The 24,881-nt window shown below is 72.6% G+C and carries 23 protein-coding genes and 1 tRNA gene; 10 read left to right on the top strand and 14 right to left on the bottom strand.

Annotated features, from left to right (window positions below; all coding sequences use genetic code 11):
- Positions 1-23 precede the first annotated feature (23 nt).
- Positions 24-407 (bottom strand): winged helix-turn-helix transcriptional regulator, encoded by a 384-nt coding sequence (locus F4556_RS14595; protein ID WP_184915272.1) that lies wholly within the window; start codon positions 405-407, stop codon positions 24-26.
- Positions 408-500: 93 nt separating this feature from the next.
- Between F4556_RS14595 and F4556_RS14590 the strand changes: the two genes are divergently transcribed.
- The 3 genes from F4556_RS14590 (at position 501) to F4556_RS14580 (ending at position 2,910) form a co-directional block, all read left to right on the top strand.
- Positions 501-1,352, top strand: a complete 852-nt coding sequence (locus tag F4556_RS14590; RefSeq protein WP_184924618.1) for an SDR family oxidoreductase — start codon at positions 501-503, stop codon at positions 1,350-1,352.
- A gap of 105 nt (positions 1,353-1,457) precedes the next feature.
- A complete protein-coding gene (rarD, locus tag F4556_RS14585) occupies positions 1,458-2,414 on the top strand; it encodes an EamA family transporter RarD (RefSeq protein ID WP_184915269.1) in 957 nt (318 codons plus the stop codon).
- Between the two features lie 103 nt (positions 2,415-2,517).
- Positions 2,518-2,910 carry a hypothetical protein gene (locus F4556_RS14580; protein ID WP_184915266.1) on the top strand — a complete coding sequence of 131 codons (393 nt, stop codon included), beginning with the start codon at positions 2,518-2,520 and terminating at the stop codon, positions 2,908-2,910.
- 169 nt (positions 2,911-3,079) lie between these two features.
- Here the strand turns inward: F4556_RS14580 and F4556_RS14575 are convergent, their stop codons facing one another.
- Genes F4556_RS14575 through F4556_RS14565 form a run of 3 tightly spaced genes read right to left on the bottom strand, consistent with a single transcriptional unit; the run spans position 3,080 to position 6,062 of the window.
- Entirely contained in the window at positions 3,080-3,934 is an 855-nt protein-coding gene (locus tag F4556_RS14575) for an ABC transporter permease (protein ID WP_184915263.1), read from the bottom strand.
- Complete coding sequence (locus F4556_RS14570; RefSeq protein WP_221504203.1) at positions 3,921-4,904, bottom strand: ABC transporter ATP-binding protein; 984 nt, start codon at positions 4,902-4,904, stop codon at positions 3,921-3,923. Before F4556_RS14570 ends, F4556_RS14575 begins: the two co-directional genes overlap by 14 nt.
- Positions 4,905-4,910: 6 nt before the next feature.
- A complete protein-coding gene (locus tag F4556_RS14565; protein ID WP_184915258.1) occupies positions 4,911-6,062 on the bottom strand; it encodes a LolA family protein in 1,152 nt (383 codons plus the stop codon).
- A gap of 178 nt (positions 6,063-6,240) precedes the next feature.
- Between F4556_RS14565 and F4556_RS14560 the strand changes: the two genes are divergently transcribed.
- Positions 6,241-8,823, top strand: coding sequence for a bifunctional FO biosynthesis protein CofGH (locus tag F4556_RS14560; protein WP_184915255.1), 2,583 nt, complete (start codon positions 6,241-6,243; stop codon positions 8,821-8,823).
- Positions 8,824-8,960: 137 nt separating this feature from the next.
- On the opposite strand, the gene F4556_RS14555 is transcribed toward F4556_RS14560, so the two are convergent.
- The gene (locus tag F4556_RS14555) at positions 8,961-10,058 is read right to left on the bottom strand and encodes a tyrosine-protein phosphatase (protein ID WP_184915252.1); all 1,098 of its coding nucleotides are present in this window, start codon (positions 10,056-10,058) and stop codon (positions 8,961-8,963) included.
- Positions 10,059-10,255: 197 nt separating this feature from the next.
- Between F4556_RS14555 and F4556_RS14550 the strand changes: the two genes are divergently transcribed.
- Complete coding sequence (locus tag F4556_RS14550) at positions 10,256-11,350, top strand: ADP-ribosylglycohydrolase family protein (RefSeq protein WP_184915249.1); 1,095 nt, start codon at positions 10,256-10,258, stop codon at positions 11,348-11,350.
- 78 nt (positions 11,351-11,428) lie between these two features.
- Here F4556_RS14550 and F4556_RS14545 read toward each other — a convergent pair whose 3' ends face one another.
- The 3 genes from F4556_RS14545 to F4556_RS14535 all read right to left on the bottom strand — a co-directional run bounded on the left by F4556_RS14545 (position 11,429) and on the right by F4556_RS14535 (position 13,563).
- Positions 11,429-11,638: a DUF397 domain-containing protein gene (locus F4556_RS14545; RefSeq protein ID WP_184915246.1), complete on the bottom strand. Its 210-nt coding sequence runs from the start codon at positions 11,636-11,638 to the stop codon at positions 11,429-11,431.
- Complete coding sequence (locus F4556_RS14540; protein WP_184915243.1) at positions 11,635-12,483, bottom strand: helix-turn-helix domain-containing protein; 849 nt, start codon at positions 12,481-12,483, stop codon at positions 11,635-11,637. Before F4556_RS14540 ends, F4556_RS14545 begins: the two co-directional genes overlap by 4 nt.
- A 327-nt stretch (positions 12,484-12,810) precedes the next feature.
- Positions 12,811-13,563 (bottom strand): GOLPH3/VPS74 family protein, encoded by a 753-nt coding sequence (locus F4556_RS14535; RefSeq protein ID WP_184915240.1) that lies wholly within the window; start codon positions 13,561-13,563, stop codon positions 12,811-12,813.
- 278 nt (positions 13,564-13,841) lie between these two features.
- Between F4556_RS14535 and F4556_RS38180 the strand changes: the two genes are divergently transcribed.
- Complete coding sequence (locus F4556_RS38180) at positions 13,842-15,629, top strand: D-alanyl-D-alanine carboxypeptidase family protein (protein WP_184915237.1); 1,788 nt, start codon at positions 13,842-13,844, stop codon at positions 15,627-15,629.
- A 157-nt stretch (positions 15,630-15,786) separates the two neighbouring features.
- On the opposite strand, the gene F4556_RS14525 is transcribed toward F4556_RS38180, so the two are convergent.
- The 4 genes from F4556_RS14525 to F4556_RS14510 form a co-directional block, all read right to left on the bottom strand.
- On the bottom strand, positions 15,787-16,626 hold the full coding sequence (locus tag F4556_RS14525) for a YhjD/YihY/BrkB family envelope integrity protein (RefSeq protein ID WP_313068306.1): 840 nt from the start codon (positions 16,624-16,626) through the stop codon (positions 15,787-15,789).
- Between the two features lie 128 nt (positions 16,627-16,754).
- On the bottom strand, positions 16,755-17,516 hold the full coding sequence (locus F4556_RS14520; RefSeq protein WP_313068305.1) for a polyprenol monophosphomannose synthase: 762 nt from the start codon (positions 17,514-17,516) through the stop codon (positions 16,755-16,757).
- Between the two features lie 2 nt (positions 17,517-17,518).
- Positions 17,519-19,009, bottom strand: coding sequence for a glycosyltransferase family 39 protein (locus F4556_RS14515; protein WP_184915231.1), 1,491 nt, complete (start codon positions 19,007-19,009; stop codon positions 17,519-17,521).
- A gap of 53 nt (positions 19,010-19,062) precedes the next feature.
- Positions 19,063-20,499 carry a carboxyl transferase domain-containing protein gene (locus F4556_RS14510; RefSeq protein WP_246511020.1) on the bottom strand — a complete coding sequence of 479 codons (1,437 nt, stop codon included), beginning with the start codon at positions 20,497-20,499 and terminating at the stop codon, positions 19,063-19,065.
- A gap of 72 nt (positions 20,500-20,571) precedes the next feature.
- Between F4556_RS14510 and F4556_RS14505 the strand changes: the two genes are divergently transcribed.
- Positions 20,572-21,573, top strand: a complete 1,002-nt coding sequence (locus tag F4556_RS14505; protein ID WP_184915225.1) for a phosphotransferase family protein — start codon at positions 20,572-20,574, stop codon at positions 21,571-21,573.
- A gap of 83 nt (positions 21,574-21,656) precedes the next feature.
- Here the strand turns inward: F4556_RS14505 and F4556_RS14500 are convergent, their stop codons facing one another.
- Together F4556_RS14500 and F4556_RS14495 are read right to left on the bottom strand one after the other, a co-directional pair.
- On the bottom strand, positions 21,657-22,205 hold the full coding sequence (locus F4556_RS14500; RefSeq protein WP_184915223.1) for a phosphatase PAP2 family protein: 549 nt from the start codon (positions 22,203-22,205) through the stop codon (positions 21,657-21,659).
- Between the two features lie 40 nt (positions 22,206-22,245).
- Positions 22,246-23,565: a diacylglycerol/lipid kinase family protein gene (locus F4556_RS14495; protein WP_246511019.1), complete on the bottom strand. Its 1,320-nt coding sequence runs from the start codon at positions 23,563-23,565 to the stop codon at positions 22,246-22,248.
- Positions 23,566-23,723: 158 nt separating this feature from the next.
- Here F4556_RS14495 and F4556_RS14490 point away from each other — a divergent pair, with 158 nt between their 5' ends.
- The 3 genes from F4556_RS14490 to F4556_RS14480 all read left to right on the top strand — a co-directional run bounded on the left by F4556_RS14490 (position 23,724) and on the right by F4556_RS14480 (position 24,837).
- Positions 23,724-24,212 carry a hypothetical protein gene (locus tag F4556_RS14490; protein WP_184915220.1) on the top strand — a complete coding sequence of 163 codons (489 nt, stop codon included), beginning with the start codon at positions 23,724-23,726 and terminating at the stop codon, positions 24,210-24,212.
- A gap of 73 nt (positions 24,213-24,285) precedes the next feature.
- Positions 24,286-24,358 (top strand) — tRNA-Arg (locus F4556_RS14485).
- A gap of 89 nt (positions 24,359-24,447) precedes the next feature.
- The gene (locus F4556_RS14480) at positions 24,448-24,837 is read left to right on the top strand and encodes a YrdB family protein (protein ID WP_184915218.1); all 390 of its coding nucleotides are present in this window, start codon (positions 24,448-24,450) and stop codon (positions 24,835-24,837) included.
- Positions 24,838-24,881: the final 44 nt, after the last annotated feature.

The raw sequence follows: 24,881 nt of genomic DNA, 5'->3' as shown, positions 1-24,881 counted from the left end.
CGCCCGCCGGCCCCGCCATGGGGTCAGCGGGCGGCGTCGTACACCAGCCGGGTCGCCAGCACGGTGGGGGTGTGCCGCTCGACCCAGTGCGCGAGGCCGCCGACCAGCTCGGCGGCCTCGACGCCGAGCGGGGTGAGCCGGTAGTCGACCCGGGGCGGGATCACGGGGTGCGCCTCGCGGTGCACGAAGCCGTCCCGCTCCAGGTTCTGCAGGGTCTGGGCGAGCATCTTCTCGCTGACTCCGGCGACCCGGCGGCGCAGCTCGCTGAACCGGTACTCGCGCTCGGCCAGCGCGATCAGCACCAGGACGCCCCAGCGGCTGGTGACGTGCTCCAGCACGCCCCGGGACGGGCACATCCGGTCGTTGACGTCCGGCGGGTGCTGCAGCTGCTCGACGCTTACCTTCATGTCAGTACCCTACTTCAAGGTGCGTACTTCCGATTGGTAAGTCCAGTACATACGGTGAGTGCTGTCAGCACAAGAGCTCACCGCAGGGAGAACATCATGATCGTCGTCGCCGGAGCCACCGGACAGCTCGGCCGCCTGGTCGTCGAGGGCCTGCTGGCCAAGGTCCCCGCCGCCGAGATCGCGGTCGCCGTCCGCTCGGCCGAGAAGGCCGCCGACTGGGCCGCCCAGGGCGTCGACGTCCGGGTGGTCGACTACGACCGGCCCGAGACGCTGGCGGCCGCCTTCGGGGCCGGTGACAAGGTGCTGCTGATCTCGGGCAACGCGGTCGGGGCCCGGATCCCGCAGCACACCGCCGTGGTCGAGGCGGCGAAGGCGGCGGAGGTCACGCTGCTCGCGTACACCGGGATCCTGGGCGGCGACGACGCCAACTTCGCGCTGGCCGACGACCACAAGGGCACCGAGGCGGCCATCCTGGCCTCCGGTCTGCCGTACGTCTTCCTGCGCAACGGCTGGTACACCGAGAACTACACCGCCAACGCCGCCGTCGCCCTGCAGCACGGCGCGGTGGTCGGCAGCAACGGCGACGCCCGGATCGCCACCGCCACCCGCCGCGACTACGCCGACGCGGCCGTCGAGGTGCTGACCGGCGAGGGCCACGAGAACCGGGTGTACGAGCTCAGCGGCGACGTGGCCTGGAGCTTCTCGGAGTACGCGGCCGCGCTGGCCGCCGCCTCGGGCAAGCCGGTGGAGTACCGCGACGTGCCGGCCGAGCAGCACCAGGCCGTCCTGGTCGGCGCGGGTCTGCCCGAGGGCTTCGCCGCGATCCTGGTCGAGGTGGACGCCGCGATCGCCCGGGGCGAGCTGGCCCGGCACCAGGGCGAGCTGAGCAAGCTGATCGGCCGTCCGACCACCCCGCTGGCGGAGACCGTCGCCGCCGCTGTCTGACCGATCTGACATGTCATGAGTGAAACCCTGATACGGAGATGACAGCCCACCCTCCGTGCCGCTACCTTCGACCGGATAGCAGCGTGCGCGGAGGGCGGCCGGTCGATGGCGATACAGCAGCAGGCCGGTAGCGGCAACGGGATCGGCTACGGCGTGGCCGCGTACGGGATCTGGGGGCTCTTCCCACTGTTCTGGCCGCTGCTGGAACCCAGCGGCGCGGCCGACATCCTGGCCAACCGGATGACCTGGTCACTGGTGGCCGTCGCCCTGATGCTGCTGATCCAGCGCCGGTGGGCCTGGATCAGGCCGCTGCTCGCTCAGCCGCGCAGGCTCGCGCTCTCGGTGCTGGCCGCCCTGACGATCTCGGTCAACTGGGGCGTCTACATCTGGGGAGTGAACTCCGGCCACGTGGTGGAGACCAGCCTCGGGTACTTCATCAACCCGCTGGTGACCATCGCCTTCGGTGTCCTGCTGCTGCGCGAACGGCTGCGCACCGCCCAGTGGGTGGCGGTCGGCGTCGGGGTGGCCGCCGTGGTGGTGCTCACCGTCGGCTACGGGCGGCTGCCCTGGATCGCGCTCACCCTCGCCTTCTCCTTCGGCACCTACGGCCTGCTGAAGAAGAAGGTCGCGCTCGGCGGCCTGGAGAGCTTCGCGCTGGAGAGCGCCGTGATGTTCCCGTTCGCGGTCGGCTTCCTGATCTGGCTGGCAGTCAGGGGCCAGGGCAGCTTCCTGGTGGCCGGCTGGGGCCACTCCGGCCTGCTGATGCTCAGCGGGGTGATCACCGCGATCCCGCTGCTCTGCTTCGGCGCGGCGGCCCTGCGGGTCCCGCTGAGCACGCTCGGACTGCTCCAGTACCTGGCGCCGGTGCTCCAGTTCCTGCTCGGGATCACCGTCTTCCACGAGCAGATGCCGCCCGCCCGCTGGGCCGGTTTCGCCCTGGTCTGGGTCGCGCTGCTGATGCTCAGCTGGGACGCCCTGCGGCGGCTCCGGCAGAACCGGGCCGCCGCCCTCGCCCCGCTGCCGGCCGTGGCCGACACGCCGCAGCGAGCCCTCTCGGGCTGACCTGCCGTCATGTGAAGACTTCGTTTCCGGATCTCCTCAACCGGGCCGGACTCCTGCTAACGTCCGGTGCCACAGCTCCGTGCTGCCCCCGGGAGGAGTCACGATGGTCCAGCTCACGGCGCAGTTGGCCCGGCCGTTCCGACGTGCGGCGGCCGCCGTGGACGGCGCCGTCGTACTGGCCTCCGGCGGGGCGCTGCGGGTGCCCGCGGTCCGCCGTGAGATGGACGCCGCCGAGACCGGTGAACTCCTGCTCAGCTCCGAACGCCCCGGCGGCCCGGTGACCTTCCGCTGGCAGCGCCAGGGCCGCCCGGCGATCACCCTGGCCTCCCCGTACCGGCTGGACCGGGTCGAGCTCAAGGGGTCGCACCGGGCCCGCCTGCACGGCCTGACGGCCGGCGTCCGCCTGGTCTGCCCGGACTGGTCACCGCTCTTCCTGGTCTCACCCACCCAGCTCCCGGTCCTCGCCTGCGCGGCGGCTTCCTCGCGCACCGCTTAGCTTTTCGGCACACGCTTCGGAAGTCAGGGGCTCGGGGAACTGCGACGCCGACCCTTGCAAGGTGATCGTGCGTAGGTGGCCAGGCACTTTCGCAGTGACCCGAGCGCCAGACCTCCTCGCAGTTCCCCGAGCCCCTGGATAGTGCAACCGACCGCCCTGAGAAAAGGGTTCAGGCCGTGATGTCGCGAGACGTGAAGCGGGCCCAGGCGGCGGAGCCGAAGACGGCTACGTAGACGGCCTGGAGGCCGAGGTTCTGCAGGACGTTGTCCCAGTAGATCGGCTGTCGGAGCAGGTCGCCGAAGCTGAGCCAGTGGTGGGTGAACAGGTAGGGCTGGATGGCGTGCAGCTGGGGGAAGCTGTCCAGGATCTGCACGGTGATCACCAGCACCACCGTGGTGGCCATGGCGGCGATCCCACTGCCCGTCAGGGTGGAGACGAACAGGCCGATCGCGACCAGCCCGCCCAGCGAGGCGGCGACCACCAGGGCGATCAGCACCGCGCGGACCAGCGCCGTACCGGGGCCGACGGTGTCGCCGGAGAGCAGGGTGACCTCGCCGAGCGGGAACAGCGAGACGCCGGTGGCCAGGGCGGAGACGGCCACGGTCAGGGTGGCGGCCAGACAGAAGGCCATCCCGGCCGCGAACTTGGCGATCAGCAGCCTGGTCCGCCCGGCCGGGGCGACCAGCAGGTAGCGCAGGGTGCCGGAGGCGGCTTCGCCGGCGATCGAGTCCCCGGCGACCACGCCCACCGTCATCGGCAGGAAGATCGGCAGCGTGACGGCCAGGGCGGTGAAGACCAGGAACAGGCCGTTCTGGCTCACCTGGGCGATGAACGCGGGACCGCCCCCGGAGCCGTCCGTCTGGGACTTGATCACCACCCCGATCAGCACCGGCAGGGCGGCCAGGATGCCGAGCAGGGTGATCGTCCTGGCCCGGCGGAAGGTCAGCCCCAGCTCGCTGCGGAACAGCGACAGTGAACCCCGTACGGTCGCCACGGCGGCCGGCCGCGTCTCAACCAGCGACATCGAAACCCTCCCCGGTCAGTGCCACGAAGGCGTCCTCGAGTGTGCCGCGCTCCACGCCGAAGCCGTGCACCCGGACCCCGGCCTCGACCAGGGCGGCGCAGAGCTCGGGCAGTTCCAGGTCGCCCAGCGGGGTGCCGGAGACCCGGTCCTCCTCGCTCGTCAGGTCGGCGACCTGACGGCCGGTCAGCACCTTGGCGGCCAGCGCGACGTCGGGCGTACGGACCACCAGGCGGCCCGAGGCGCGGGCGGCCAGCTCGGCCACCGTGCCCTGCACCAGCAGGCGGCCCTTGGCCATCACGGCGGCGTGGGTGCAGACGTGCTCGATCTCGTCGAGCAGGTGGGAGGAGAGGAAGACGGTGGTGCCGTCGGCCGCGACCTCCCGGATCAGGGCGCGGATCTCCCGCATGCCCTGCGGGTCCAGGCCGTTGGTGGGCTCGTCCAGCACCAGCAGCTCGCGCGGCCGGAGGAGGGCCGAGGCCAGCCCGAGCCGCTGTTTCATGCCGAGCGAGTAGGCCCGGGCCTTCTTGCCCGCCGCGGCGGTCAGGCCGACCCGGTCGAGCGCCTCGTCCACCCGGCGGGACCGGGTGCGCGGGTCGGCGGTGGGGTCGGCCGCGTCGATCCGGGCCAGGTTGTCCCGGCCGGACAGGAAGCCGTACAGGGCCGGGCCCTCGATCAGGGCGCCGACCCGGGGCAGCACCGAGGACACCCCGCCGGGCATCGGCTCACCGAGCACGGTGGCCAGGCCCGCGGTGGGGGCGATCAGGCCCATCAGCATCCGGATGGTGGTGGTCTTGCCGGAGCCGTTCGGGCCGAGGAAGCCGAAGACCGTCCCCCGGGGCACCGTCAGATCCAGGTTGTCCACCGCGAGCTGGCCGCCGCGGAACCGCTTGGTCAGACCGCTGGTGCGGATCACGTCCGCCGGAGCGGCCGGGCGGCTGGTGGCCGCCCGGCCGTCCGACTGCTCGAGCAGAGCCACTCACTTCACCCCGGCCGCGCTCTGCAGCACCTGCGGGGTGACCGCGCCGGCGAACACCCGGCCGTCGTCGGTGATCAGGACGTTCAGCACCTTGGTGCCGATCAGGGTGCCGCCGCCGACCCGCTTGCCGAGCGCCTTGGCGAAGCCGCCGGCCTCGCCCTCGGGCAGCTTGGCGGTGAGCACGGTGGCCCAGCCCTGGCCGACCAGGTCGAGGCCGCTCGCGTTGTGCGCTGCGGCGTCGGGCAGGGTGCGCCCGGCGGCGGGGACCTCGGCGGCCTCGGCGGCGTCGGCCCGACGCTCCGTCACCTTCGCGCCCTTGGGCGCGCTGAAGGCGAAGGTCGAGGCACTCGGCTTGGCGAACGAGACCTGGCTGAAGTGCACGTCCAGCACCTTGGAGCCGTCGGTCGACCGGACCAGCACCGCCAGCGGCACGCCGTTGTCGGCGGCCACCGCGATCCGCACCTCGGCGATCGTCGAGCCGCTCTGCTTGGGCTTCAGGCTCAGCTGGTACGCCTTCTGTCCGGCCACCTCGGCGGTGCCGTCCACCACCACGGAGGTGGAGTCCGCGCCCAGCGCGAGGAACCGGCGGGCCGCGTCCTGCGGGGTGACCGGCAGCGGCGTCTTCGGACGCTGGGCGGCGGCCGCCGCCGGGCCGGTCAGGTGGACCGCGTCGTTGCTCTTGCTGTCCCAGGCCCACAGCTCGCTGCCGTTGTGCACCAGCTCGTAGCCGGACAGACCGCCGATCAGCCCGATCCGCTGGCGGTCCGGACCGTCCACCGCGACCTGCAGGGTGTGCTCGCCGCCGAGGAGTTCGAGCAGCTTGGCCTCGGGGGCGGCCTGCGAGCCGCCCCGGTCACCGCCGCCGTTGTGGCCGCCGCCGGCACCGCTGGGCAGCGCGCCGCCGAGCAGCTGGGCCGGCACCCCGAGGTCGGCCTTGACCTTCACGGTGCCCGAGAGCGACTCGGTGTCGGAGCCGAGCGCCTTGGCCACCACCTGCTCCGCCGTCAGGGCGGGCAGCGAGGGCCCCGAGTCGCCCGCCATCGCCGGCACCAGGCCGATCCCGGCCGCGGTCAGCGCCACCACGCCGACCGGGACCAGGACCCGGGCGGTGGTGCGCCGTCGGGATCGGTACGGCCGCACTTGGTCCACCATGACTTCTACCCCTGTCGTCGTCAGATGTCCTGCTCTGCACAACCATTAGAGCCCGCGGCGGGTTCCCCGGCATCGCCCCACAGGGCGGGACGCCCGTACGACCAGCGGCGCAGCCGACCCTGAGCCCACATCAGGGTTGCGTCATCCCAATGGACGAACCCCTGGGTATCGTCGCCCCATGAACGCTACGGAGGACCAGCCGCCCGCACCGACCGCCAACTCGATGCGGCGCGCGCTCCGCCGGGCCAGGGACGGGGTGGCGCTGGACGTGGCCGAGGCCGCGGTGCTGCTCCGGGCCCGGGGCGGCGACCTGGCGGATCTCTGCGCCACGGCGGCCCGGATCCGGGACGCCGGACTGGCCGAGGCCGGGCGGCCCGGGGTCATCACGTACTCGAAGAAGGTCTTCATCCCGCTCACCCGGCTCTGCCGGGACCGCTGCCACTACTGCACCTTCGTCACCGTGCCCGGCAAGCTCCGCAAGGACGGCCACGGCCTCTACCTGTCGCCCGACGAGGTGCTGGAGATCGCCCGTCAGGGCGCGGCGCTGGGCTGCAAGGAGGCGCTGTTCACGCTCGGCGACCGCCCCGAGGACCGCTGGCCGGAGGCCCGCGAGTGGCTGGACGCGCACGGGTACGACGACACCCTCTCGTACGTCCGGGCGATGTCGATCCGGGTGCTGGAGGAGACCGGGCTGCTGCCGCACCTCAACCCCGGGGTGCTGAGCTGGACCGACTTCCAGCGGCTCAAGCCGGTCGCCCCCTCGATGGGCATGATGCTGGAGACCACCGCGACCCGGCTCTGGTCCGAGCCCGGCGGCCCGCACCACGGCTCGCCGGACAAGGAGCCGGCCGTCCGGCTGCGGGTGCTGGAGGACGCCGGCCGCAGCGCGGTGCCGTTCACCACCGGGGTGCTGATCGGCATCGGGGAGACCTACGAGGAGCGCGCCGACGCGCTGTTCGCGATCCGCCGCACCGCCCGCCGCTACCACGGCGTGCAGGAGGTGATCGTGCAGAACTTCCGGGCCAAGCCGGACACCGCGATGCGGGGTATGCCGGACGCCGAACTGGAGGAGCTGGCCGCCGCGATCGCGGTCGCCCGGGTGGTGCTCGGCCCGTCCGCCCGGATCCAGGCGCCGCCGAACCTGGTCGACGAGCAGTACCCGCTGATCATCGGCGCCGGCATCGACGACTGGGGCGGCGTCTCCCCGCTGACGCCGGATCACGTCAACCCCGAGCGCCCCTGGCCGCAGATCGAGGAGCTGGCCGCCCGGACGGCCGCCCAGGGCTTCGCGCTGCGCGAGCGGCTGACGGTGTATCCGGAGTACCTGCTGCGCGGCGAACCGTGGCTGGACCCGCGGATCCTGCCGCACGTCCGGGCGCTGGCCGACCCCTCCACCGGGCTGGCCCGGGAGGACGCGATGCCGGTCGGCCTGCCCTGGCAGGAGCCGGAGGACCTGCCCGCCGCCTCGGGGCGCACCGACCTGCACGTGGAGATCGACACCACGGGCCGGACCGGCGACCGGCGGGCCGACTTCGAGGAGGTCTACGGCGACTGGGCGGAACTCCGGGCCCAGGTGGGCTCCACCGCGCCGGAGCGGCTCGGCGGCGACCTGCGGGAGGCCCTGTCCGTCGCGGCGGACGACCCGACCCGGCTGACGGACGCTCAGGCGCTGGCCCTGTTCCAGGCCGAAGGCCCCGCGCTGGACGCGCTCTGCGGCATCGCCGACGCGGTCCGCCGGGACACCGTGGGCGAGGAGGTCACGTACTGCGTGACCCGGAACATCAACTTCACCAACGTCTGCTACACCGGCTGCCGGTTCTGCGCCTTCGCCCAGCGCCGCACCGACGCCGACGCGTACACCCTCTCGCTGGACCAGGTCGCCGACCGGGCCGAGCAGGCCTGGGAGGTCGGGGCCACCGAGGTCTGCATGCAGGGCGGCATCCACCCCGACCTGCCGGGCACCGCGTACTTCGACATCGCCCGGGCGGTGAAGGCCCGGGTGCCCGGCATGCACGTGCACGCCTTCTCCCCGATGGAGGTGGTCAACGGGGCCACCAGGACCGGCCTTTCGATCCGGGACTGGCTGGCCGAGGCCAAGGCGTCCGGGCTCGACACGATCCCCGGCACGGCGGCCGAGATCCTCGACGACGAGGTCCGCTGGGTGCTCACCAAGGGCAAGCTGCCCGCCGCCACCTGGGTCGAAGTGGTCACCACCGCCCATGAGTTGGGCATCCGCTCGTCCTCCACCATGATGTACGGGCACGTGGACGGGCCGCAGCACTGGCTGGGCCACCTGCGGCTGCTCGCGGAGATCCAGCAACGGACCGGCGGCTTCACCGAGTTCGTCACGCTGCCGTTCATCCACACCAACGCCCCGGTCTACCTGGCCGGGATCGCCCGTCCTGGCCCCACCATGCGGGACAACCGCGCGGTGATGGCGATGGCCCGGCTGCTGCTGCACCCGCACATCCCCAACATCCAGACCAGCTGGGTGAAGCTCGGCGCCGACGGGGCGGCCGAGATGCTCCGCTCCGGCGCGAACGACCTGGGCGGCACCCTGATGGAGGAGACCATCTCCCGGATGGCCGGCTCCGCGTACGGCAGCTACAAGTCCGTCCGCGACCTCGAAGCCATCGCCGAAGCCGCGGGCCGCCCCCACCGCCAACGCACCACCACCTACGGCGAGGTCACCCCCGAACGCAGGGCCGCTGCGCTGGCCTCGGACGGGCACCTGCCGCAACTGCTTCCCGTCCTGGAGTAGATGGCACACGCCAGGGGCTCGGGGAACTGCGACGCCGACCTCGTGCAAGGTGATCGATGCGTAGCGGGTCAGGCACTTTCGCAGTGACCCGCACGCCAGATCTCCTCGCCGTTCCCCGAGCCCCTGGATAGTGCAACTCAACCAGCGAGGAGACGGCTCCGCAGGTGGTGGGTGTCGATGCCGAGCCCGTCCTTGAGGTAGTGGTCGAAGGTGCCGTACTTGGCCTGGACCTCGTCGAAGCCGGCGTTCAGGTACTCCGGACGGACGTCCAGCAGCGGCTTGTAGATCGCCTGGTACGGAGCCGGCAGGTGCGACAGGATCGCCCCGTTGGCCGCCGCGCGGTAGTCGTTGCTGGCCAGGTAGTCGGCGTCGACCGTGCTGCGCGGGACGCCGAGCGCGGTGAGCAGTGCGGCGTTCGCCCAGCCGGTGCGGTCCTTGCCGGCGGTGCAGTGGAACAGGATCGCGTGCCGGTCGTCGGCGGCCCGGAGTACGCCCCGGTAGGCGGACTTGGCGCTCTCGGCGGAGACCATCACCCGCTCGGCGTCGATCATCGCCTGCACGGCTGCGGCGGGCGAGGTGACGTTGAAGGCGCCGGTGTCGGCGACCCCGAGCACGTTGGCGTTCACCACCGTCGCGCCGGCCGGGACGCGGTCGGGGGCGGTCTTCTGCTCGGCGGGGGTGCGCAGGTCGAAGATCTGCCGGATGCCCAGGCGCTGGAGCTTGGCCAGGTCGGCGTCGGTCAGCTTGCTGAGGTCGTCCGAGCGGTAGACCTCGCCCATCTTCACCCAGTGGCCGTCGGCGGTGCGGTAGCCGCCCGCGTCACGGAAGTTGGGGGCGGAGGCGAGGTGCAGCGAGCGGTCGGCGACGGTCAGCGACTCGCCGCGGTCCGGGACCAGCTCGAAGAACCAGCGGTCGGCGGCGGCCAGTCCGGTGACGGCGACGGTGGCCGAGCCGGTGCCGCGGGCGACGGGGGTGCGGTGCCGGATGCCGTCCCGGTCGGTGCCGGCGTACACGGTGACCTTGCGGGTGCCGGGAGCGGTCCAGTCGAGCCGGAAGGAGCCGTCGGCCTGCTGGGTCACGGTGGCGGCGGTGAACGGGATGCGGTGGGCGGACTGCTGCGCGGACCGGGCGGGGGAGTCGGCCAGCGCGGTCCCGGTGGCGAGCGCGCCGGAGCCGAGGGTGAGGGCGCCGGTGAGGGCCGCGGCGAGGGCGAGACGCGAGGGGGAGGTGGTCATGGTGCGGACGTTAGGAACCCCGGGCCGTTGCGGCGTGGCCGCCGGGTGGCGCGACGGCAACAATTTGTTGACGAGCTGGTGTTCGCGGCCGGAGGTCCAAATCGGAGCGGTATTCGAATACAGTGCGGATGCGCTCCAGCCCGGCCCGCGCCGGGCGCTGCGCGGCTCCCGTACCCGAGGAAAGGTGCCGTCCGTTGATGCCACTGTGGTCACGCGCGCAGCAGCAGGACTTCCGCAGCAGGGTGCGGGGCTGTCTGCTCGGCGGGGCGATCGGTGACGCGCTCGGCGCCGGCATCGAGTTCGAGTCGCTGGAGAGCATCCGCGCCGCGCACGGTCCGGCCGGGGTGACCGGTTACGTCCCCGCGTACGGCAGGGCGGGCAGCGTCACCGACGACACCCAGATGACGCTGTTCACGCTGGACGGTCTGATCCGGGCTCATGTCCAACGGGACGGCGGGAGTTGGCACCCGCCGACCGACGTGCACCACGCCTATCTGCGCTGGGCGGCGACCCAGTACGACTGGGGCCCGGACGAGCGCAAGGGCGATCTGGGCTGGCTCGGGCGGCAGGAGTGGCTGTACGCCCAGCGGGCCCCCGGACAGGCCTGCCTCTCCGGGCTGACCGGCCCGGACGCGGAGCGGCCCGGCACGCTGGAGGCGCCGCGCAACCCGGAGTCGAAGGGGTGCGGCACCGTGATGCGGGCCGCGCCGTTCGGGCTGCTGACCGCCTGGGAACCGGGACTGGTCTTCCAACTGGCGGTCGAGTGCTCGGTGTTGACGCACGGTCATCCGACCGGCTACCTGTCGGCCGGTGCCTTCGCGGTGATCGTGCACACGGTGGCCAGGGGCGGCACCCTGGAGGAGGGCGTCCACCTGGCGCTGGCCACCCTCTCCGACCACCCGGGCCACGAGGAGACCACCACGGCGCTGCGCAAGGCGCTGGACGCGGTCCGGGCGGGGGAGCCCTCGGCCGAGCGGGTCGAGGAGCTGGGCCAGGGCTGGGTCGCCGAGGAGGCGTTGGCGATCGGGGTCTACTGCGCGCTGGTCGCGCACGACGTGAAGTCCGGCCTGCTGCTGGCGGTCAACCACTCCGGTGACAGCGACTCGACCGGGGTGGTCTGCGGGAGTCTGCTCGGCGCGCTGCACGGCGAGACGGCGCTGCCGCCCGAGCTGCTGGCCGAGCTGGAGGGCCGGGGGACGATGCTGGAGCTGGCCGACGACTTCGTGCTGGAGCTGCTGCACGGGCCCGAACTGCGCGGCCCCGCCTGGTCGGAGCGCTACCCGGTGAAGTAGCCGCCGAAGGGCCCGGAGAAGCGGCGGAGCGGGCCGCAGGCTGGTCGCCTGTGGCCCGCTCCCCGGAGCGGCGGGGTCTCAGATCTCGCCGAAGGCACCGGTCGCGGTGGCGGTGGCGAACGCGGCCCACGCCTCCTTGCTGAAGTGCAGCTGGGGGCCCTCGGGGTCCTTGGAGTCACGGACGGCGATGGTGGCGCTGCTCGGGACGGCGATCTCGACACAGGCGCCGTTGCCACCGCTGTGGCTGCTCTTGCGCCAGGTCAGGTTGCTGGTCGACTTCGTGCTCATCTCTTGAACCCCTCTGCATAGGTGTGAATCAATGACCGGCTCTCCGCGACGCTGAGCGCTGCGGCCCGCAGGTGGTCGTACAGATTGGTATAGCGGCGGACGTCGGCCTCCTTCTCCAGGTAGAGGTCGCTCGTCACTCCTTCGAAGTAGACGACGGTCGAATCCGCCGACTCCGGGAACTCCATCAGGGAGAATGTCCCGGTCATGCCGGGATGGGCGCCGTGCCGGAACGGGATCACCTGCAGGTTGATGTTCGGCCGCTCGCTCAGCTCCAGCAGCTGATCGGCCATCACCCGCGGGCCGCCGACCACCCGGATCAGCACCGCCTCGTCTATCACCACCCAGAGACTGCCGAGCTGGTCCTCGCCGTATATCCGGCTCTGCCGCTTCAGCCGGACGTCCACCCGTCGCTTGATGGCGCTCACGTCGGTGTCCGGCTGGGTGCCCTCGACCACCGCCTCCGCGTAGTCCCTGGTCTGCAGCAGACCGGGGACGAAGGAGGACTCGTAGGCTCGGATCGAACTCGCCTCGGCCTCCAGGCCGATGTAGACGCTGTACGGGATGTCGCCGAACTCGTGCCACCAGCCGCGCTGACGGGACTCCCTGGCCATCTCCATCAGCCCGGCCCTGACCCGCTCGTCGCTGACCTCGTAGACGTCGCAGAGATCCCGGACGTCCCGTTGGCTGATCGAGCGGCGGCCGTTCTCCAGTCGACTGATCTTCGACTGGGAGACCATCAGACGGCCGGCCACCTCCTCGGCGGTCATCCCCTTCAGTTCACGCAGACGCCGCAGTTCGGCGCCGAGTCTGCGTCGCCGAACTGTCGGATTGATGTTGGCGGACACATCGACCTCCGGCCGGACCTCTGACGCACCGGAGAGCGGCGCGCCTCGGAAGACTGTGGAAATTGGTACCAACCCCCCTGACTTGGAGCAGCATGCCATCTTGGCTCAGTACGGCGCGGGGGAATCGCAGGAGCGCACTAGAACAGACCATCGGAAAACCACTCAATCGGGATTACGGCCCTTGCGCCCCGGCGCCGGAACCGCTATAGGAGTCCGGCGCCCGGAAATGCCAACGGGGCGGTCGGGACCGGCAGTTGACTGCCAGTCCCGACCGCCCCGAAAGGGTCTTTCCGATCACCGGCGCGCACGGTCCGCCGCGCGCTCCGTTCAGCGGGCTACCGCCCGGCTGGCCATCCCGTGGCCGTTGCCGCCCGCGGTCGGCCGGCTCGGCGCCGGCCGTCCGGCCGGAGCCGGCCTGCTCGGTCCGGCAGCCGTCGCCGGACCACGGGCCTGGTTGGGCAGCCCGTTCTGAACGTCCATCACCGCGTGCGCCACCATGCCGCCCAGCGGGTCGTACCTGATCAGGTCGCGCAGTCGGGACCGCGAGGATCTGCCCTCGTTGCCCGGGTAGAGGTGCTTGCCCAGGCCGACGGCATGCGCCAGCGCGGCCAGTGCGGCCGTTCGGGGGTCCGGCGGGACGCCCGTGCGGATCGCCGTGTCCAGCCGCTGCTTGATCGCGGCATTGGTGCAGTCGTCGGACGCCTGGTACCGCGTCGTCGGAAGCACACCGCACACCTGGCCCGGCACGGCGGTCACCATGCCGCACCTTTCCAGGTGCGCCAGGTAGGTCTGCCGGAGCCCCAGTCGGGGCCCGCCGATCCAGTGCGCGGCCCGCACCGGGCTGCCGCGACGGCGCAGCAGTTCCAGCGCGTGGTCCAACGTCGGGTCACCGGTCGGTCGTGGCATCACCACGGCGATCCGGTCCCCGTCAGGGACGATCCTTCCGGCCAAGGACAGCTCGACGAGCTGTGCCCCGGCGAGTCCGAGGTCGAGGGTCTGCGGCTGCGCCGTGGTGCCCGTGGTCGGGTCCAAGGCGAGCAACAGGAGTTCCTCGGGAATAGTTCTGCGGCTCTTGCCCATCCAAGCCTCCCCGCGTGGATGAATGACAGAGTGACGCCTCTCACAGCGGCTTGTCGAGTACGCCTCCGAATCGTGACCTAGCGGTGGGGGCTGGAACCGCCCCCTACGGGCCCCGCGTCTGTGGCGGGGAGAGCCCCGACGGAGGCCGGTTCGGCCGAATAGTGGCCGGTCGGGCGGGGTGTGACGGCCGTTACGGCCGTCGGTGCCGGAGACTGGACAGCTAACCGGCGAATGGAAATCGAGTTCGGCCGGTACGGCGGACGAGGAGGTTGGATCACGTGGGCGAGTCCCCCGACAAGGTGCGACGCGACGGGGAAGGCGAGGAGGAGCTGTCGGCCGACTCGGCCGGGACCGGATCGAGCTCCACAGTCCAGCTGAGGGTCCGTGATGTGGACAGCCGGACCACCATGCTGAGGCTGCCGGTGGACAACGCGACCACCATGCTCAAGCTGCCCGAGGAGGCCGAGGCCGAGGCTGTGACCAGCCCGGACAAGCCGGAGGCGGAGTCGGCGGAGCCGGTCGAGGAGCCCAGGGCGGTCGATCCCCGTCTCGCGGTTCGGGACGCCAAGGACGAGGCGGACGTGGCTGGGAGCGAGGTCGAGCCCGAGGTCGAGGTCGAGGCTGCGGAGGTGGCCGAGGTCGAGGTTGCGGAGGTGGCCGAGGTCGAGGCCGAGGCTCCCGAGGCCGTGGCGGAGGCCGGGCCGGTGAAGCTCGCGAAGCCGCCGGTGCAGGTCTGGACGGTCCCCGAGCCCGCCGCCCTGCCGGCTGAGGAGCCGCCGGCCCCGCTGCCGATGCCCGAGACCACCTCCGAGGCGATGGAGGTGCTGGCAGCCCTCTCCGCCCGTCCGGTCTCGCCGTTCCGACGGGGCGTCAAGCGGGTCACCGTCTGGAGCCTGTTCGTCGCCGTGGTGATCGGCGCGGTCGTGGCCGCCCAGCTGCTCCGCCCGCTGCCCGACCCCAAGGTCAAGCTCTCGCTGGCCGGCTCGTACACCTTCACCGGCAGCCCGCTCACCCTGCCCTGGCCGGCCAAGGGCCAGGCCGCCGCCGAGGTGGTCGGGGTCGGCAGCCTCGGCAGCTCGGGCCCGGAGACCCCCGCACCGATCGCCAGCGTCACCAAGGTGATGAACGCTCACCTGATCCTCCGGGCGCACCCGCTGAAGAAGGGCGAGCCCGGCCCGGTCATCACGGTGGACAAGCAGGCCGCCGCCGAGTCCAGCAACGTGGACGAGTCCCGCGCGCAGCTCACCGAGGGTCAGAAGCTCTCCGAGTTCGAGGCGCTCGAACTGCTGATGCTGCCCTCGGCCAACAACGTCGCCCGCCTGCTGGCCCGCTGGGACTCCGGCTCCGAGGCGGAGTTCGTCAAGAAGATGAACGACGAGGCCAAGGCGCTCGGCATGACCAACACCACGTACGCGGACCCGGCCGGGTACAACAACGACACCAAGAGCACCGCCAAGGACCAGCTCAAGCTGGCCGGACAGGTGATGCAGGACGACGTGTTCCGCCAGGTGGTCGCCACCCCGGACATGACCTTCAACGGCCAGCGGATCTACAACACCAACGGGCTGCTCTCCGCCAAGAACGGCGTGATCGGCATCAAGACCGGCTCCAGCACCCCCGCGGGCTCCTGCCTGATGTGGGCGGCGGTCAAGGAGATCGGCGGCACCAAGCGGATGATCCTCGGCGTCACGCTGGGGCAGCCGGCCGGCGTGGACAACCTGCTGAAGGCCGCCCAGACGGTCAGCCAGAAGATCATCACCGCCGCACAGGACGGCCTGACCGGCCAGACCCTCGCCAAGCAGGGCCAGGTCGTCGGGTACGTGGACGACGGGCTCGGCGGGCAGGTGCCGGTGGTCGCCACCAAGGACCTGACGGTCGCGGGCTGGTCCGGGATCACCGCCCAGCTCACCATGAAGGCCGAACAGCTCGGCCACACCGTCAAGGCGGGCACCCCGGTCGGGACCATCGCGGCAGGTGAGGGCGAGGGCAAGGTCGAGGTACCGGTGACCCTGCAGTCGGACTTGGCGCCGCCGTCGATCATGTCGCGCCTTCTGCGCATCATGTAGGCAGAGCCCAAGGTTGCACTGTCCAGGGGCTCGGGGAACTGCGAGGAGATCTGGCGTGCGGGTCACTGCGAAAGTGCCTGACCCGCTACGCACGGATCACCTTTTTTGAGGTCGGCGTCGCAGTTCCCCGAGCCCCTGTCTGCCGATGCGTGTGCCTTCAGTCCCGTTTGCCCCACGCCTCGAGGTGGCGGGCGACGAGCGGTTCTTCCGCTACGACGCGGCCCAGGGCGATGGCCAGGGTGACGGCGGTGAAGAGCACGATCAGCCAGGACAGCGAGGTGAAGACCACGCCGTACGGGCCGAACTTGGTGATGCTGCGGGAGACGGCGCCGGGCAGGTAGACCTGGGCGGCGATGCCGAGGCCGGTCATGGCGGCGCCGGCGAGCAGGGCGCCGGGGAGCAGCGGGTACCAGCGGACCCGGTTGCCGAGCAGCAGGTGCTGGGTCCACCACCAGAGGGCGGTGGCGAGCAGCATGAAGAGCGGCAGCCCCAGCCAGGCCCCGGCGCCGAAGCCGTCGCGTACGGGGACCTGGCAGACCAGCACGACCAGCCAGACCGCCAGCCAGGCGAGCCAACGCCAGGCGGCCACCCTGGTACCGGACTTGGGCAGCTCCCAGCAGCGTTCGCAGACCCGTTGCATGGCCCGGCTGAGTGCGGTCGCGGAGAGCAGGGTGACCAGGGCGCCGATCAGGCCGAAGCTCTGGGCCACGTCGTCGTGGCCGGCCGACATCAGTTGCTGGACCTGTTGTTGGGCCTCGCCCTCGATGCCGAGCTGGTCCCGGAGTGAGCTGACCACGTTCTCCCGGACGGCCGCCGGGGCGAACACGGCGACCACGAAGAGGGCGGGCAGGGCACTGAGGAAGGCCTGGGCGGCCAGCCGGGTCGCGCTGTCCAGCAGGTTGACCCGGACGAGTTGCCCGACGGCCCGGCCGACGATCGGCACCCGGTCGGGCACGCCCTTCGCGGTGGTGGTCAGGGCGGCGATCCTGCTCTTCACGCGGGCCCACCGGCCGGGCTCCTGCCGAGCCCGAGTCAGCGACTCTGTCACGCGAACCTCCGGAGTGGGCCTGGGGGCTCCATCCTCACCCGGGAGCAGCGGCCCCGCACGCGGGGCCTGACGGGCAGTTACCTGCCCAGCAGCTTGTCGACCCGGGCGGTGACGCCCCAGGCGGTGACCCGCCAGAGGGCTTCCACGACGATGCTGCGGCTCATCTTCGAGGCGCCCAGCTCGCGCTCCACGAAGGTGATCGGCACCTCCGCCACCTTGTAGCCGGCCTTGACGGTGCGCCAGGCCAGGTCGACCTGGAAGCAGTAGCCGGCCGAGGCGACGTGCTCCATCCCGAGCCCTTCCAGCGTCTCCCGCCGGAACGCCCGGTAGCCGCCCGTCACGTCCCGGATCGGCACGTCCAGCATCAGCCGGGAGTACAGCGAGCCGCCCCGGGAGAGCAGCAGCCGCGAGCGCGGCCAGTTCACCACTTCGCCACCGGGCACCCAGCGGGACCCCAGCACCAGGTCGGCGGTGCGCAGCGCGGTGAGCAGCCGGGGCAGTTCCTCCGGCCGGTGGGAGCCGTCCGCGTCCATCTCCACCAGCACCTGGTACCCGCGGTCGAGGCCCCAGCGGAACCCCGCCAGGTAGGCCGCGCCCAGCCCTTCCTTGCCCTTGCGGTGCAGCACGTGCAGGTGGTCGTCGGCGCCCGCCAGCTTGTCGGCGATGTCGCCCGTACCGTCGGGGCTGTTGTCGTCGGCGACCAGGATGTGCGCCTCGGGAACGGCCGCCCGGACCCGGGCGGTGATCCGCTCGACGTTCTCCGCCTCGTTGTACGTCGGAATGATCACCAGCACCCCGCCGAGATCGGCGAAGGGGGTCTCCTGGTCGGCCGTGGTCACGTCTATGCCTTTCTCACCAGCAGTGACACCGTCAGACCCGGCAGGCGCCGGATCGCGGTGGGGACGAACGCGTGCTGCAGGGCCTCGGTCTGGTCTCCCGGCAGGCCCTCGTAGGGGTTCTCGCCCGTGCCGATCGTAACGACCCAGGTCCGGGGTGCGTGGCCGACGCAGGGCTGGGCCACCGGGCAGGGGACGGCGTAGAGGTCGTCGGCCCGGGTGGCGTCCCGCTCGACGAACATCGGGGCCGGGCGGACCGACCGCGGCAGGTAGAAGGAGATGCCGGGGCCGACCATCGCCCAGGCCTGGTCGCCGCCGGTCGCGACGATCCCGTCGCCCGGCCGGTAGCCCGCCGCTATCAGGGCGGCCGCGCCCGCGTAGTCCCGGTCGGCGTGGGCGAGGAGTGCGCGCTGTTGCAGTTGCCGGGGCGCCCCGAGCACCAGCGGGACCGCGATCAGCGCCAGCGCGGCGGTCAGGGCCAGCGGACGGGTCGTCAGACGGCCGAGCAGCTCGGCCACGGCGGCGACGCCACCGCCCGCCAGTGCGGCCAGCGCGGGCACCGTGAAGAGCAGGTAGCGCTCGGTGAAGTACGAGGCGGTGCCCTGCGAGGCCTGCCAGACCACCAGCACCGGCAGGACGCCCAGCAGCAGCGCCTGCACCGCGCCCCGGGTGAACCGGGGGTGCAGCAGCGCGAGCAGGCCGAGCGCGGCGAAGGCGTACATCTCCCGGGGCGGGTAGAGCAGGTTGTGCCAGAAGTAGAGCAGGTCGTGCACCGAGGGCGTGGGCAGCCAGCCGAGCTGACGGGCCGACTGCCGGTCGCCGTAGACGGCCACCGGGACGGTCGGGAGCAGCGCGGCCAGGACGGCGAGCGGGAACTGCCAGAGCACCCGGGCGGCGCCGCGCTCCCGGCGGTGGCCCCAGCCGTGCGCGAGTACCAGGACCAGTTGGCCGGCCAGGCTGCTCAGCGAGACCAGGTGGCAGCAGCCGGCCACCGCGAGCGCCAGCGCGTACAGGGCCCAGCGGCCCACCGTCGGCCGCTCCAGCGCGCGGAGCAGCAGCCAACTGGCTGCTGCCACCGCGCAGGTCACCAGGGCGTAGGCGCGGACCTCCTGGGCGAACCGGGAGACCAGCGGGACGGTGGCCAGCAGCAGCCCGGCGGCGAGTCCGGCCGTCCGGCTGCCGAAGAGCCGCCGCGCGGTGAGCGCGGTGCAGGCGGCCGCTCCGGCCATGGCCAGGGCGGAGGGCAGCCGGAGGCTGAGCACCGAGTCGCCGAACAGTTCGGTCCAGAAGTGCAGCAGGACGTAGTAGGCGCCGTTGCTGGCGTCGACGTTGGCCAGCATCCCGAACAGCCGGCCCAGGTCGCGGGTGGCGGCGCTCCAGCTGGAGATCTCGTCCCGCCACAGCTCCGGGCCGGTGGCCCGGAGCAGGCCGACCAGCAGCATGGCCAGGGCGGGCCAAAGCCAGACGCTGCGCAGGAGTGCTCGGACGTGACTCAAGATCTGATCTGATCATCCATCTAAATAGGGACAAATCAGGATCAAGATTAGCGTCAGGCGCCACCCAGCCGTCGGTTGCGCCGCTGCCGGTCGGCGTGTCGCCGCTCGGCCGGACGGTCCGTCAGCTCACCCAGCGCGGCACCGATCGCCTCGGCCACCCGGCCGGCGAAGGCGAGCGGCTCCTCGGCGGCGTCCGGCCGCTCGGGCACGATCCGGTCCACCAGGCCGGCCGTCCGCAGGTCGGCGGCGCCGATCCCCTGTGACCGGGCCAGCTCGGGCGCGTGCGCGCCGTCCCGGTGCATGATCGCCGAGGCGCCCTCGGGGGGCAGTGGGGCCAGCCAGCCGTGTTCGGCCGCGAGCACCAGATCGGCGGGCAGCAGCGCCAGCGCGCCGCCGCCCGAGCCCTGGCCGAGCAGCACCGAGAGCACGGGGGTGCGGAGCGCCACCAGGGTGCTCAGGCAGCGGGCGATCTCCACCGCCAGGCCGTCGAGTTCGGCCTGCGCGGAGAGTTCGGCCCCGGTGGTGTCCACCAGGGTGACCAGCGGCAGTCCGAGCTGCTCGGCGATCCGCGCCGTCCGCCGGACGGCGCGCAGGTCGGCGGCGGTGAACGGCCGCTCCGCGCCCGGACGTTGGCCGACCAGGACGGCGGGCTGCCCGCCGAACCGGACCAGCGCCCGCACCAACGCCCGGTCCGGGGCGGCCAGTTCCACCCGGCCCGGGTCCGCCGCCGCCAGCACCGCGTCCGTCCCCGGCCGCCCCGGCAGGCGGCTGCGGCCGACCGACTCCCAGGCGTCGGCCGGTGCCGGGGTGTACCCCGGGGTGGGCTCGGGAGCCGGTCCGGCCGGGTCGGACAGCACCGCCAGCGCCCGGCCGACCACCTCGGCCAGCCGCTCGGGCGGGACCACCGCGTCGATCAGGCCGCGTCCGGCCAGGGTCTCGGCGAGCTGGACCTCGGCGGGCAACTCCACACCGCGCAGCTCCTGGTGGGCCCGGGGGCCGAGGAAGCCGAGCCGGGCCCCCGGCTCCGCCAGCACCAGGTGCCCGAGGGTGCCCCAGGAGGCGAACACCCCGCCCATGGTGGGATTCCGCAGATAGGTCAGGTACGGCAGCCCGGCCTCCTGATGGGCCAGCACGGCGGCGGAGATCCGCACCATGCAGAGGAAGGCCGCGGTGCCCTCCTGCATCCGGGTGCCACCGGAGACCGGCAGGGCCAGCAGCGGCAGCCGCTCGGCGGTGGCCCGCTCCACCGCCCTGGTGATCCGCTCGGCCGTGGCCACCCCGATCGAGCCGCCCAGGAAGCCGAACTCCGACACCACCACCGCCACCGGCCGCCCCGCCAGCAGCCCCTGACCGGTGGTCACCGCCTCGTCCAGGCCGGTCCGCTCGCCGGCCCGTGCCAGCGCCGCCGCGTACGAGGGGTCCGCCCCGTCGTACCGGACCGGCTGGTCCCAGCGCTTGAAACTCCCCGCGTCCAGCAGGAGTTCGATCATCCGATCCGCCGTCAACTCACCCTCCCGGAAAGATCCGTCATCGGGCTAACCCTGCCCGATAGGGTCGCCGCCATGGCCGAGGAAGAGCGTGTTCACGATCACGATTGGTCCACCACCCGGGCCTGGGTCACCTCGACCCTGGGGCCGGGGGAGCGGATCGGCGCGGTGGAGCGGCTGCGCGGGGGCTGGACCTCCGAGATGCGGCGGCTGCGGATCGACCGGCCCGGCGGCGAGCCCGGCCATCTGGTACTGCGATCCTTCGTCCAGCCGTTCTTCCTGGAGCACGCCGAGGCCCTGCTCGGCCGGGAGGCCGAGATGCTGACCCTGCTCGGCCCCACAGAGGTGCCCGCTGCCGCGCTGCACGCCGTGGACCCGACCGGTTCGCACTGCGACCACCCGTCCCTGCTGATGACCCTGCTGCCCGGCCAGGTGCGCCTGGACGACCACGAGGCCGTCCCCCGCGCCGAGTTGATGGCCCGACAGCTGCTGGCGATCCACCGCACCGACGTCACCACCCGCCCCCGCGCGTACCAGCCCTGGACCGGCCCGGAGCGGGTCCGGGTGCCCCGGGAGACCGGCCGGCCCGAGCTCTGGGAGCGCGCGGTGCAGCTGATCGACCGTGAGCCGCCGCCGTACCGGGGCACCTTCCTGCACCGGGACTTCCACCCCGGCAACGTGCTGTTCAGCGGGACCGGCGAGGACCTGCGGATCAGCGGGGTGGTCGACTGGGTGGAGACCTCCTGGGGCCCGGCCGACCTGGACGTGGCGCACTGCTCCACCGCACTGGCACTGCTGCACGGCCCGGCCGAGGGCCTACGGTTCGCCGCCCGCTACACCGCCGCCGGCGGCACGCTCGACCCGAACCGCGACGCCCGGCTGTACTGGCGGCTGCTGGACGCCCTCGCCTACGCCCCGGATGCCGAGAAGGTCGCCGTCCCCTGGCGCGAGCTGGGCCGCACCGACCTCACCCCGGCCCTGCTGACCGACCGCCTGGAGCACTACCTGGAGGGGCTCCTGCTGCGCTCCGGGCATCAGCCATCAGGGGCTCGGGGAACTGCGACGCCGACCTCGTAAAAGGTGATCCGTGCGTAGCTGGTCAGGCACTTTCGCAGTTCCCCGAGCCCCTGGATAGTGCAACCTTGCGCCGCTGCGAATACTCAGGTCAACGTGATCCGGACGGCCGTCGCCGAGGCCACGCCGAGCAGTGCGCCGGCCACCACGTCGCCCGGGTAGTGGACGCCGGTGTGCACCCGTGAGTACGCCACGGTGGCCGCCAGCAGGCTCAACGGCACGGCGGTCCTGGGCAGTTCGGCCCCCACCGCGACGGCGAAGGCGAAGGCCGAGGCCGAGTGCCCGGAGGGGAACGACGCCGAGGTGGGCATCCGCACGTGCCGGGCTTCGGGCACCAGCGCGCCGAGCCGGTCCGGCCGCTCCCGCCGCACCAGGTTCTTGCCCAGCAGGTTGGCCGCGGCCGAGGCGACCCCGATCGCGGCCACCCCGAGCAGCGCCGCCCGCCGGGCTGGCCCGCCACGCAGGGCCAGCAGCCCGGCCAGCGCGAAGGAGATCTTCGAGTGGTTCGCGGCATGGGAGAGCCGCCGCATCGCGCCGTCCAGCGAGGGCGTCGGGGTGATCGCGATCGCGCCGTACACCGCCCGGTCCAGGGCCGCCAGGTCCAGCACAATCGGTCCGGTCATCGGGCTACGCATCGATCGCCACTTCCTCTTCCGCTCCGATTCGATTCGATCATCAGTGCCCCCGGGCCAGCCGGCCGACCCGCCGCCAGTCCCGCAGCGGTGCCACCGCCGTCGCCCCGGGCCGGTCGCGCGGCACCAGCACCCGCAGCGCCCCCGGCCGGATCTCGCACCGCACCGGGGTCGGCAGCGTGAGCGCCTCGCCGTCCACGGCCACCGGGATGGTGCCGTTGTCGGCGGTCACCGTCACCTGTCGGGCCGTCAGGACGGTCAGCCCCTGCGCCGACTCGCCGCGCAGCGCCAGCTCGGCGGCCTGCGCAGCGCCGTCCACCCGCAGGCTGAGCACCCCGAGCCGGCCGGCGTCCAGCCGGGGGCGGCTGCCCGCGCCCAGCAGGTCGCCGGTCTCGTACGGGTTGTTGCTGATCAGCAGCGCCTGCGGGTCCGCCAGCCGGGTGTCGTCCGCCTGGGCGGTGAGCCGGGCGCCGGCTCGGTTGGCGAGCAGGTCGGGCAGTGCGCCGAGGGCGGTGGCGGCCTTGGCGTCCCGGTACTCCGGGCTCTGCACGATCTCCGCGTACGCGCCGAAGGAGACCGTGTTGACGAACGGCCGGCCGGCCACCGAGCCGAGGTCGACGCTCAGTTCGACGCCGTCGGTGAGGGCGTCCAGGCAGCGGGCCGGGTCGGTCCGGTCCAGGCCGAGGTCCATCGCGAAGTGGTTCCGGGTGCCGGCCGAGATCACCAGGAACGGCAGCCGGTGCTCGGCGGCGACCGCCGCCACCAGCGCCTGGGTGCCGTCGCCGCCCGCGACGCCGAGCAGGTCGGCGCCGTCGCTGACGGCCTGTCGGGCCAGCTCGGTGACGTCCTGGTCGGTCAGCAGGACCACCCGGGCGCCGAGCGCCTCGGCCTTCGCCACCAGGTCGAACTTCTCGACCTTGCCGCCGCCGGACCTCGGGTTCATGATCAGCACCGGCCGGGCGGGCCGGGCGGCCGGGGTCTCCCGGACGGTCCGTTCCTTGCGGTCCTGCCGCAGCGCCCCCGCCGCGGTGCTCATCGCCCCGGCCCAGAGCGCCACCGCCAGCAGCGAGGCCACGCCCATCCCGCTGTCCACCAGGAAGCCCAGCACCCAGACCGGCGCCGCCACCGCGAGCACCAGCCCGAACAGCCGCGCCAGCCCCCGGTACGCCAGCCCCCACCAGACGCCGGCGGCCGCCACGCCCAGCCCGATCAGCCCGGCGATCATCACCCCGACCCCGCGCAGCCCGACCATCGTCACCAGCACCAGCACGGCCGCCCCGGCGCATCCGACGGCCACCCGCGCCAACCGCTGTGCCCGCATCGCACCCTCCGCGTCGCTCGTGCCCTCCATCGACCCGCCCATTCCCGACTCCCTCCCGATCCTGCCCCAACCCCATCAGCCCCACCTACCCGCCACGACGCCGGGGTGACAGCTGGAGTCCCCATGGGCGTGGCCTGTGGCATCGTCAGGACAGCTGTGTCCAGGATGGCGTGACACCGACACCGACCGATCGGAACGCGATGACCGACCAGCACAACGTCGTCCTGCTCGCCTTCGCCGACCGCGACGCCTGCCGCTCCGCCCTGGAGCCGGCCAAGCACCTGCCGGGCCTGCGCCAGGCCGCGGTGCTGGAACGCTCGGCGGACGGCCTGCTGGAGATGGGCGACAGCTTCGCCCGGGGCGCGGGCGTGCCGACGGTCGGCTCCGGCGTGGTCGGCGGGCTGCTCGGCATGCTCGGCGGCCCGGTCGGCGCCTTCCTCGGCTTCGCCGCCGGGGCAGCCCTCGGCAACGCCGCCGAGCAGGAACGGGGCGCGACCGGCGGCGCCGGGCTGATCGTGCTCGCCCCGAGGGTCGCGGACGGTACCGGGCTGCTGGTCCTCGACGCCAGGGAGGAGTCCGCCGAGCCCGTCGACACCTTCGCGGCCGAACACGGCGCGACCGTCGAACGCATCCCGGCCGACGACTTCGCCGAGCAGGTCAAGGCCGCCGAGGACGCCGCCGACTCCTGAACCCACTGGAGCGCGAGGGAGCGGAAAGGGCGCGAGAGCCGAGCGCACGATCCGCTAGTCTGTCAGTGGTTACGCCTCATTAGCTCAGGGGATAGAGCACAGCTCTCCTAAAGCTGGTGTCGCAGGTTCGAATCCTGCATGGGGCACACCTGGCCAAGGGCCCCGAACCACCACGGTTCGGGGCCCTTGGTCGTAGCCGGTCCGGTCCACGTTCGTGACGAAGGATGGCAGCCGTATGAAGCTCCCGACTCCCCTGCACGTGGTCAACGAGGGGCTGGCCTTCGTCCTGGAGGTCATGGCTCTGGCGGTGCTCGCCTGGTGGGGGTGGCAGACCCCGGAGAGTACGGTGCTGCGGTTCCTGCTGGCGATGGCTGCTCCGACCGCGGCGGCCGTGCTGTGGGGGATGTTCGCCGCGCCGAAGGCTCGGATACGGGTGCCGCTGCCGGGAGTTCTGGTGGTGAAGGCGCTGGTGTTCGGTGCCGCGGCGGCCGCTCTGTACGGCGTGGGCCGGCCCGGGTGGGGCGCCGTCTTCGCCGGGGTGGCGGTGGTCAACACCGCGCTGGCGACCGTGGACCGGCGGGCCTGGATGCACCGGCGGGAAGAGGCTGCGGCCGGGGGCGAGTGAGCGGTCGAACGGTGGGGGGAATCCCCGTAGAAGTGTTCGAAGTG

Source organism: Kitasatospora gansuensis (assembly GCF_014203705.1).
GTDB lineage: Bacteria > Actinomycetota > Actinomycetes > Streptomycetales > Streptomycetaceae > Kitasatospora > Kitasatospora gansuensis.
Note: the sequence above shows the minus strand (reverse complement) of the source record. Positions and strands in the feature narration are given on the sequence as shown.

Excerpts from the sequence above, each read along its gene's own strand:
- rarD (WP_184915269.1), top strand. The coding sequence starts at position 1,458 with ATGGCGATACAGCAGCAGGCCGGTAGCGGCAACGGGATCGGCTACGGC.
- F4556_RS14480 (WP_184915218.1), top strand. The coding sequence starts at position 24,448 with ATGAAGCTCCCGACTCCCCTGCACGTGGTCAACGAGGGGCTGGCCTTC.
- F4556_RS14490 (WP_184915220.1), top strand. The coding sequence starts at position 23,724 with ATGACCGACCAGCACAACGTCGTCCTGCTCGCCTTCGCCGACCGCGAC.
- F4556_RS14575 (WP_184915263.1), bottom strand. The coding sequence starts at position 3,934 with ATGTCGCTGGTTGAGACGCGGCCGGCCGCCGTGGCGACCGTACGGGGT.
- F4556_RS14545 (WP_184915246.1), bottom strand. The coding sequence starts at position 11,638 with ATGAGCACGAAGTCGACCAGCAACCTGACCTGGCGCAAGAGCAGCCAC.
- F4556_RS14495 (WP_246511019.1), bottom strand. The coding sequence starts at position 23,565 with ATGGGCGGGTCGATGGAGGGCACGAGCGACGCGGAGGGTGCGATGCGG.
- F4556_RS14555 (WP_184915252.1), bottom strand. The coding sequence starts at position 10,058 with ATGACCACCTCCCCCTCGCGTCTCGCCCTCGCCGCGGCCCTCACCGGC.
- F4556_RS14535 (WP_184915240.1), bottom strand. The coding sequence starts at position 13,563 with ATGGGCAAGAGCCGCAGAACTATTCCCGAGGAACTCCTGTTGCTCGCC.
- F4556_RS14580 (WP_184915266.1), top strand. The coding sequence starts at position 2,518 with ATGGTCCAGCTCACGGCGCAGTTGGCCCGGCCGTTCCGACGTGCGGCG.
- F4556_RS14560 (WP_184915255.1), top strand. The coding sequence starts at position 6,241 with ATGAACGCTACGGAGGACCAGCCGCCCGCACCGACCGCCAACTCGATG.
- F4556_RS14510 (WP_246511020.1), bottom strand. The coding sequence starts at position 20,499 with ATGATCGAACTCCTGCTGGACGCGGGGAGTTTCAAGCGCTGGGACCAG.
- F4556_RS14595 (WP_184915272.1), bottom strand. The coding sequence starts at position 407 with ATGAAGGTAAGCGTCGAGCAGCTGCAGCACCCGCCGGACGTCAACGAC.
- F4556_RS14500 (WP_184915223.1), bottom strand. The coding sequence starts at position 22,205 with ATGCGTAGCCCGATGACCGGACCGATTGTGCTGGACCTGGCGGCCCTG.
- F4556_RS14565 (WP_184915258.1), bottom strand. The coding sequence starts at position 6,062 with ATGGTGGACCAAGTGCGGCCGTACCGATCCCGACGGCGCACCACCGCC.
- F4556_RS14505 (WP_184915225.1), top strand. The coding sequence starts at position 20,572 with ATGGCCGAGGAAGAGCGTGTTCACGATCACGATTGGTCCACCACCCGG.
- F4556_RS14550 (WP_184915249.1), top strand. The coding sequence starts at position 10,256 with ATGCCACTGTGGTCACGCGCGCAGCAGCAGGACTTCCGCAGCAGGGTG.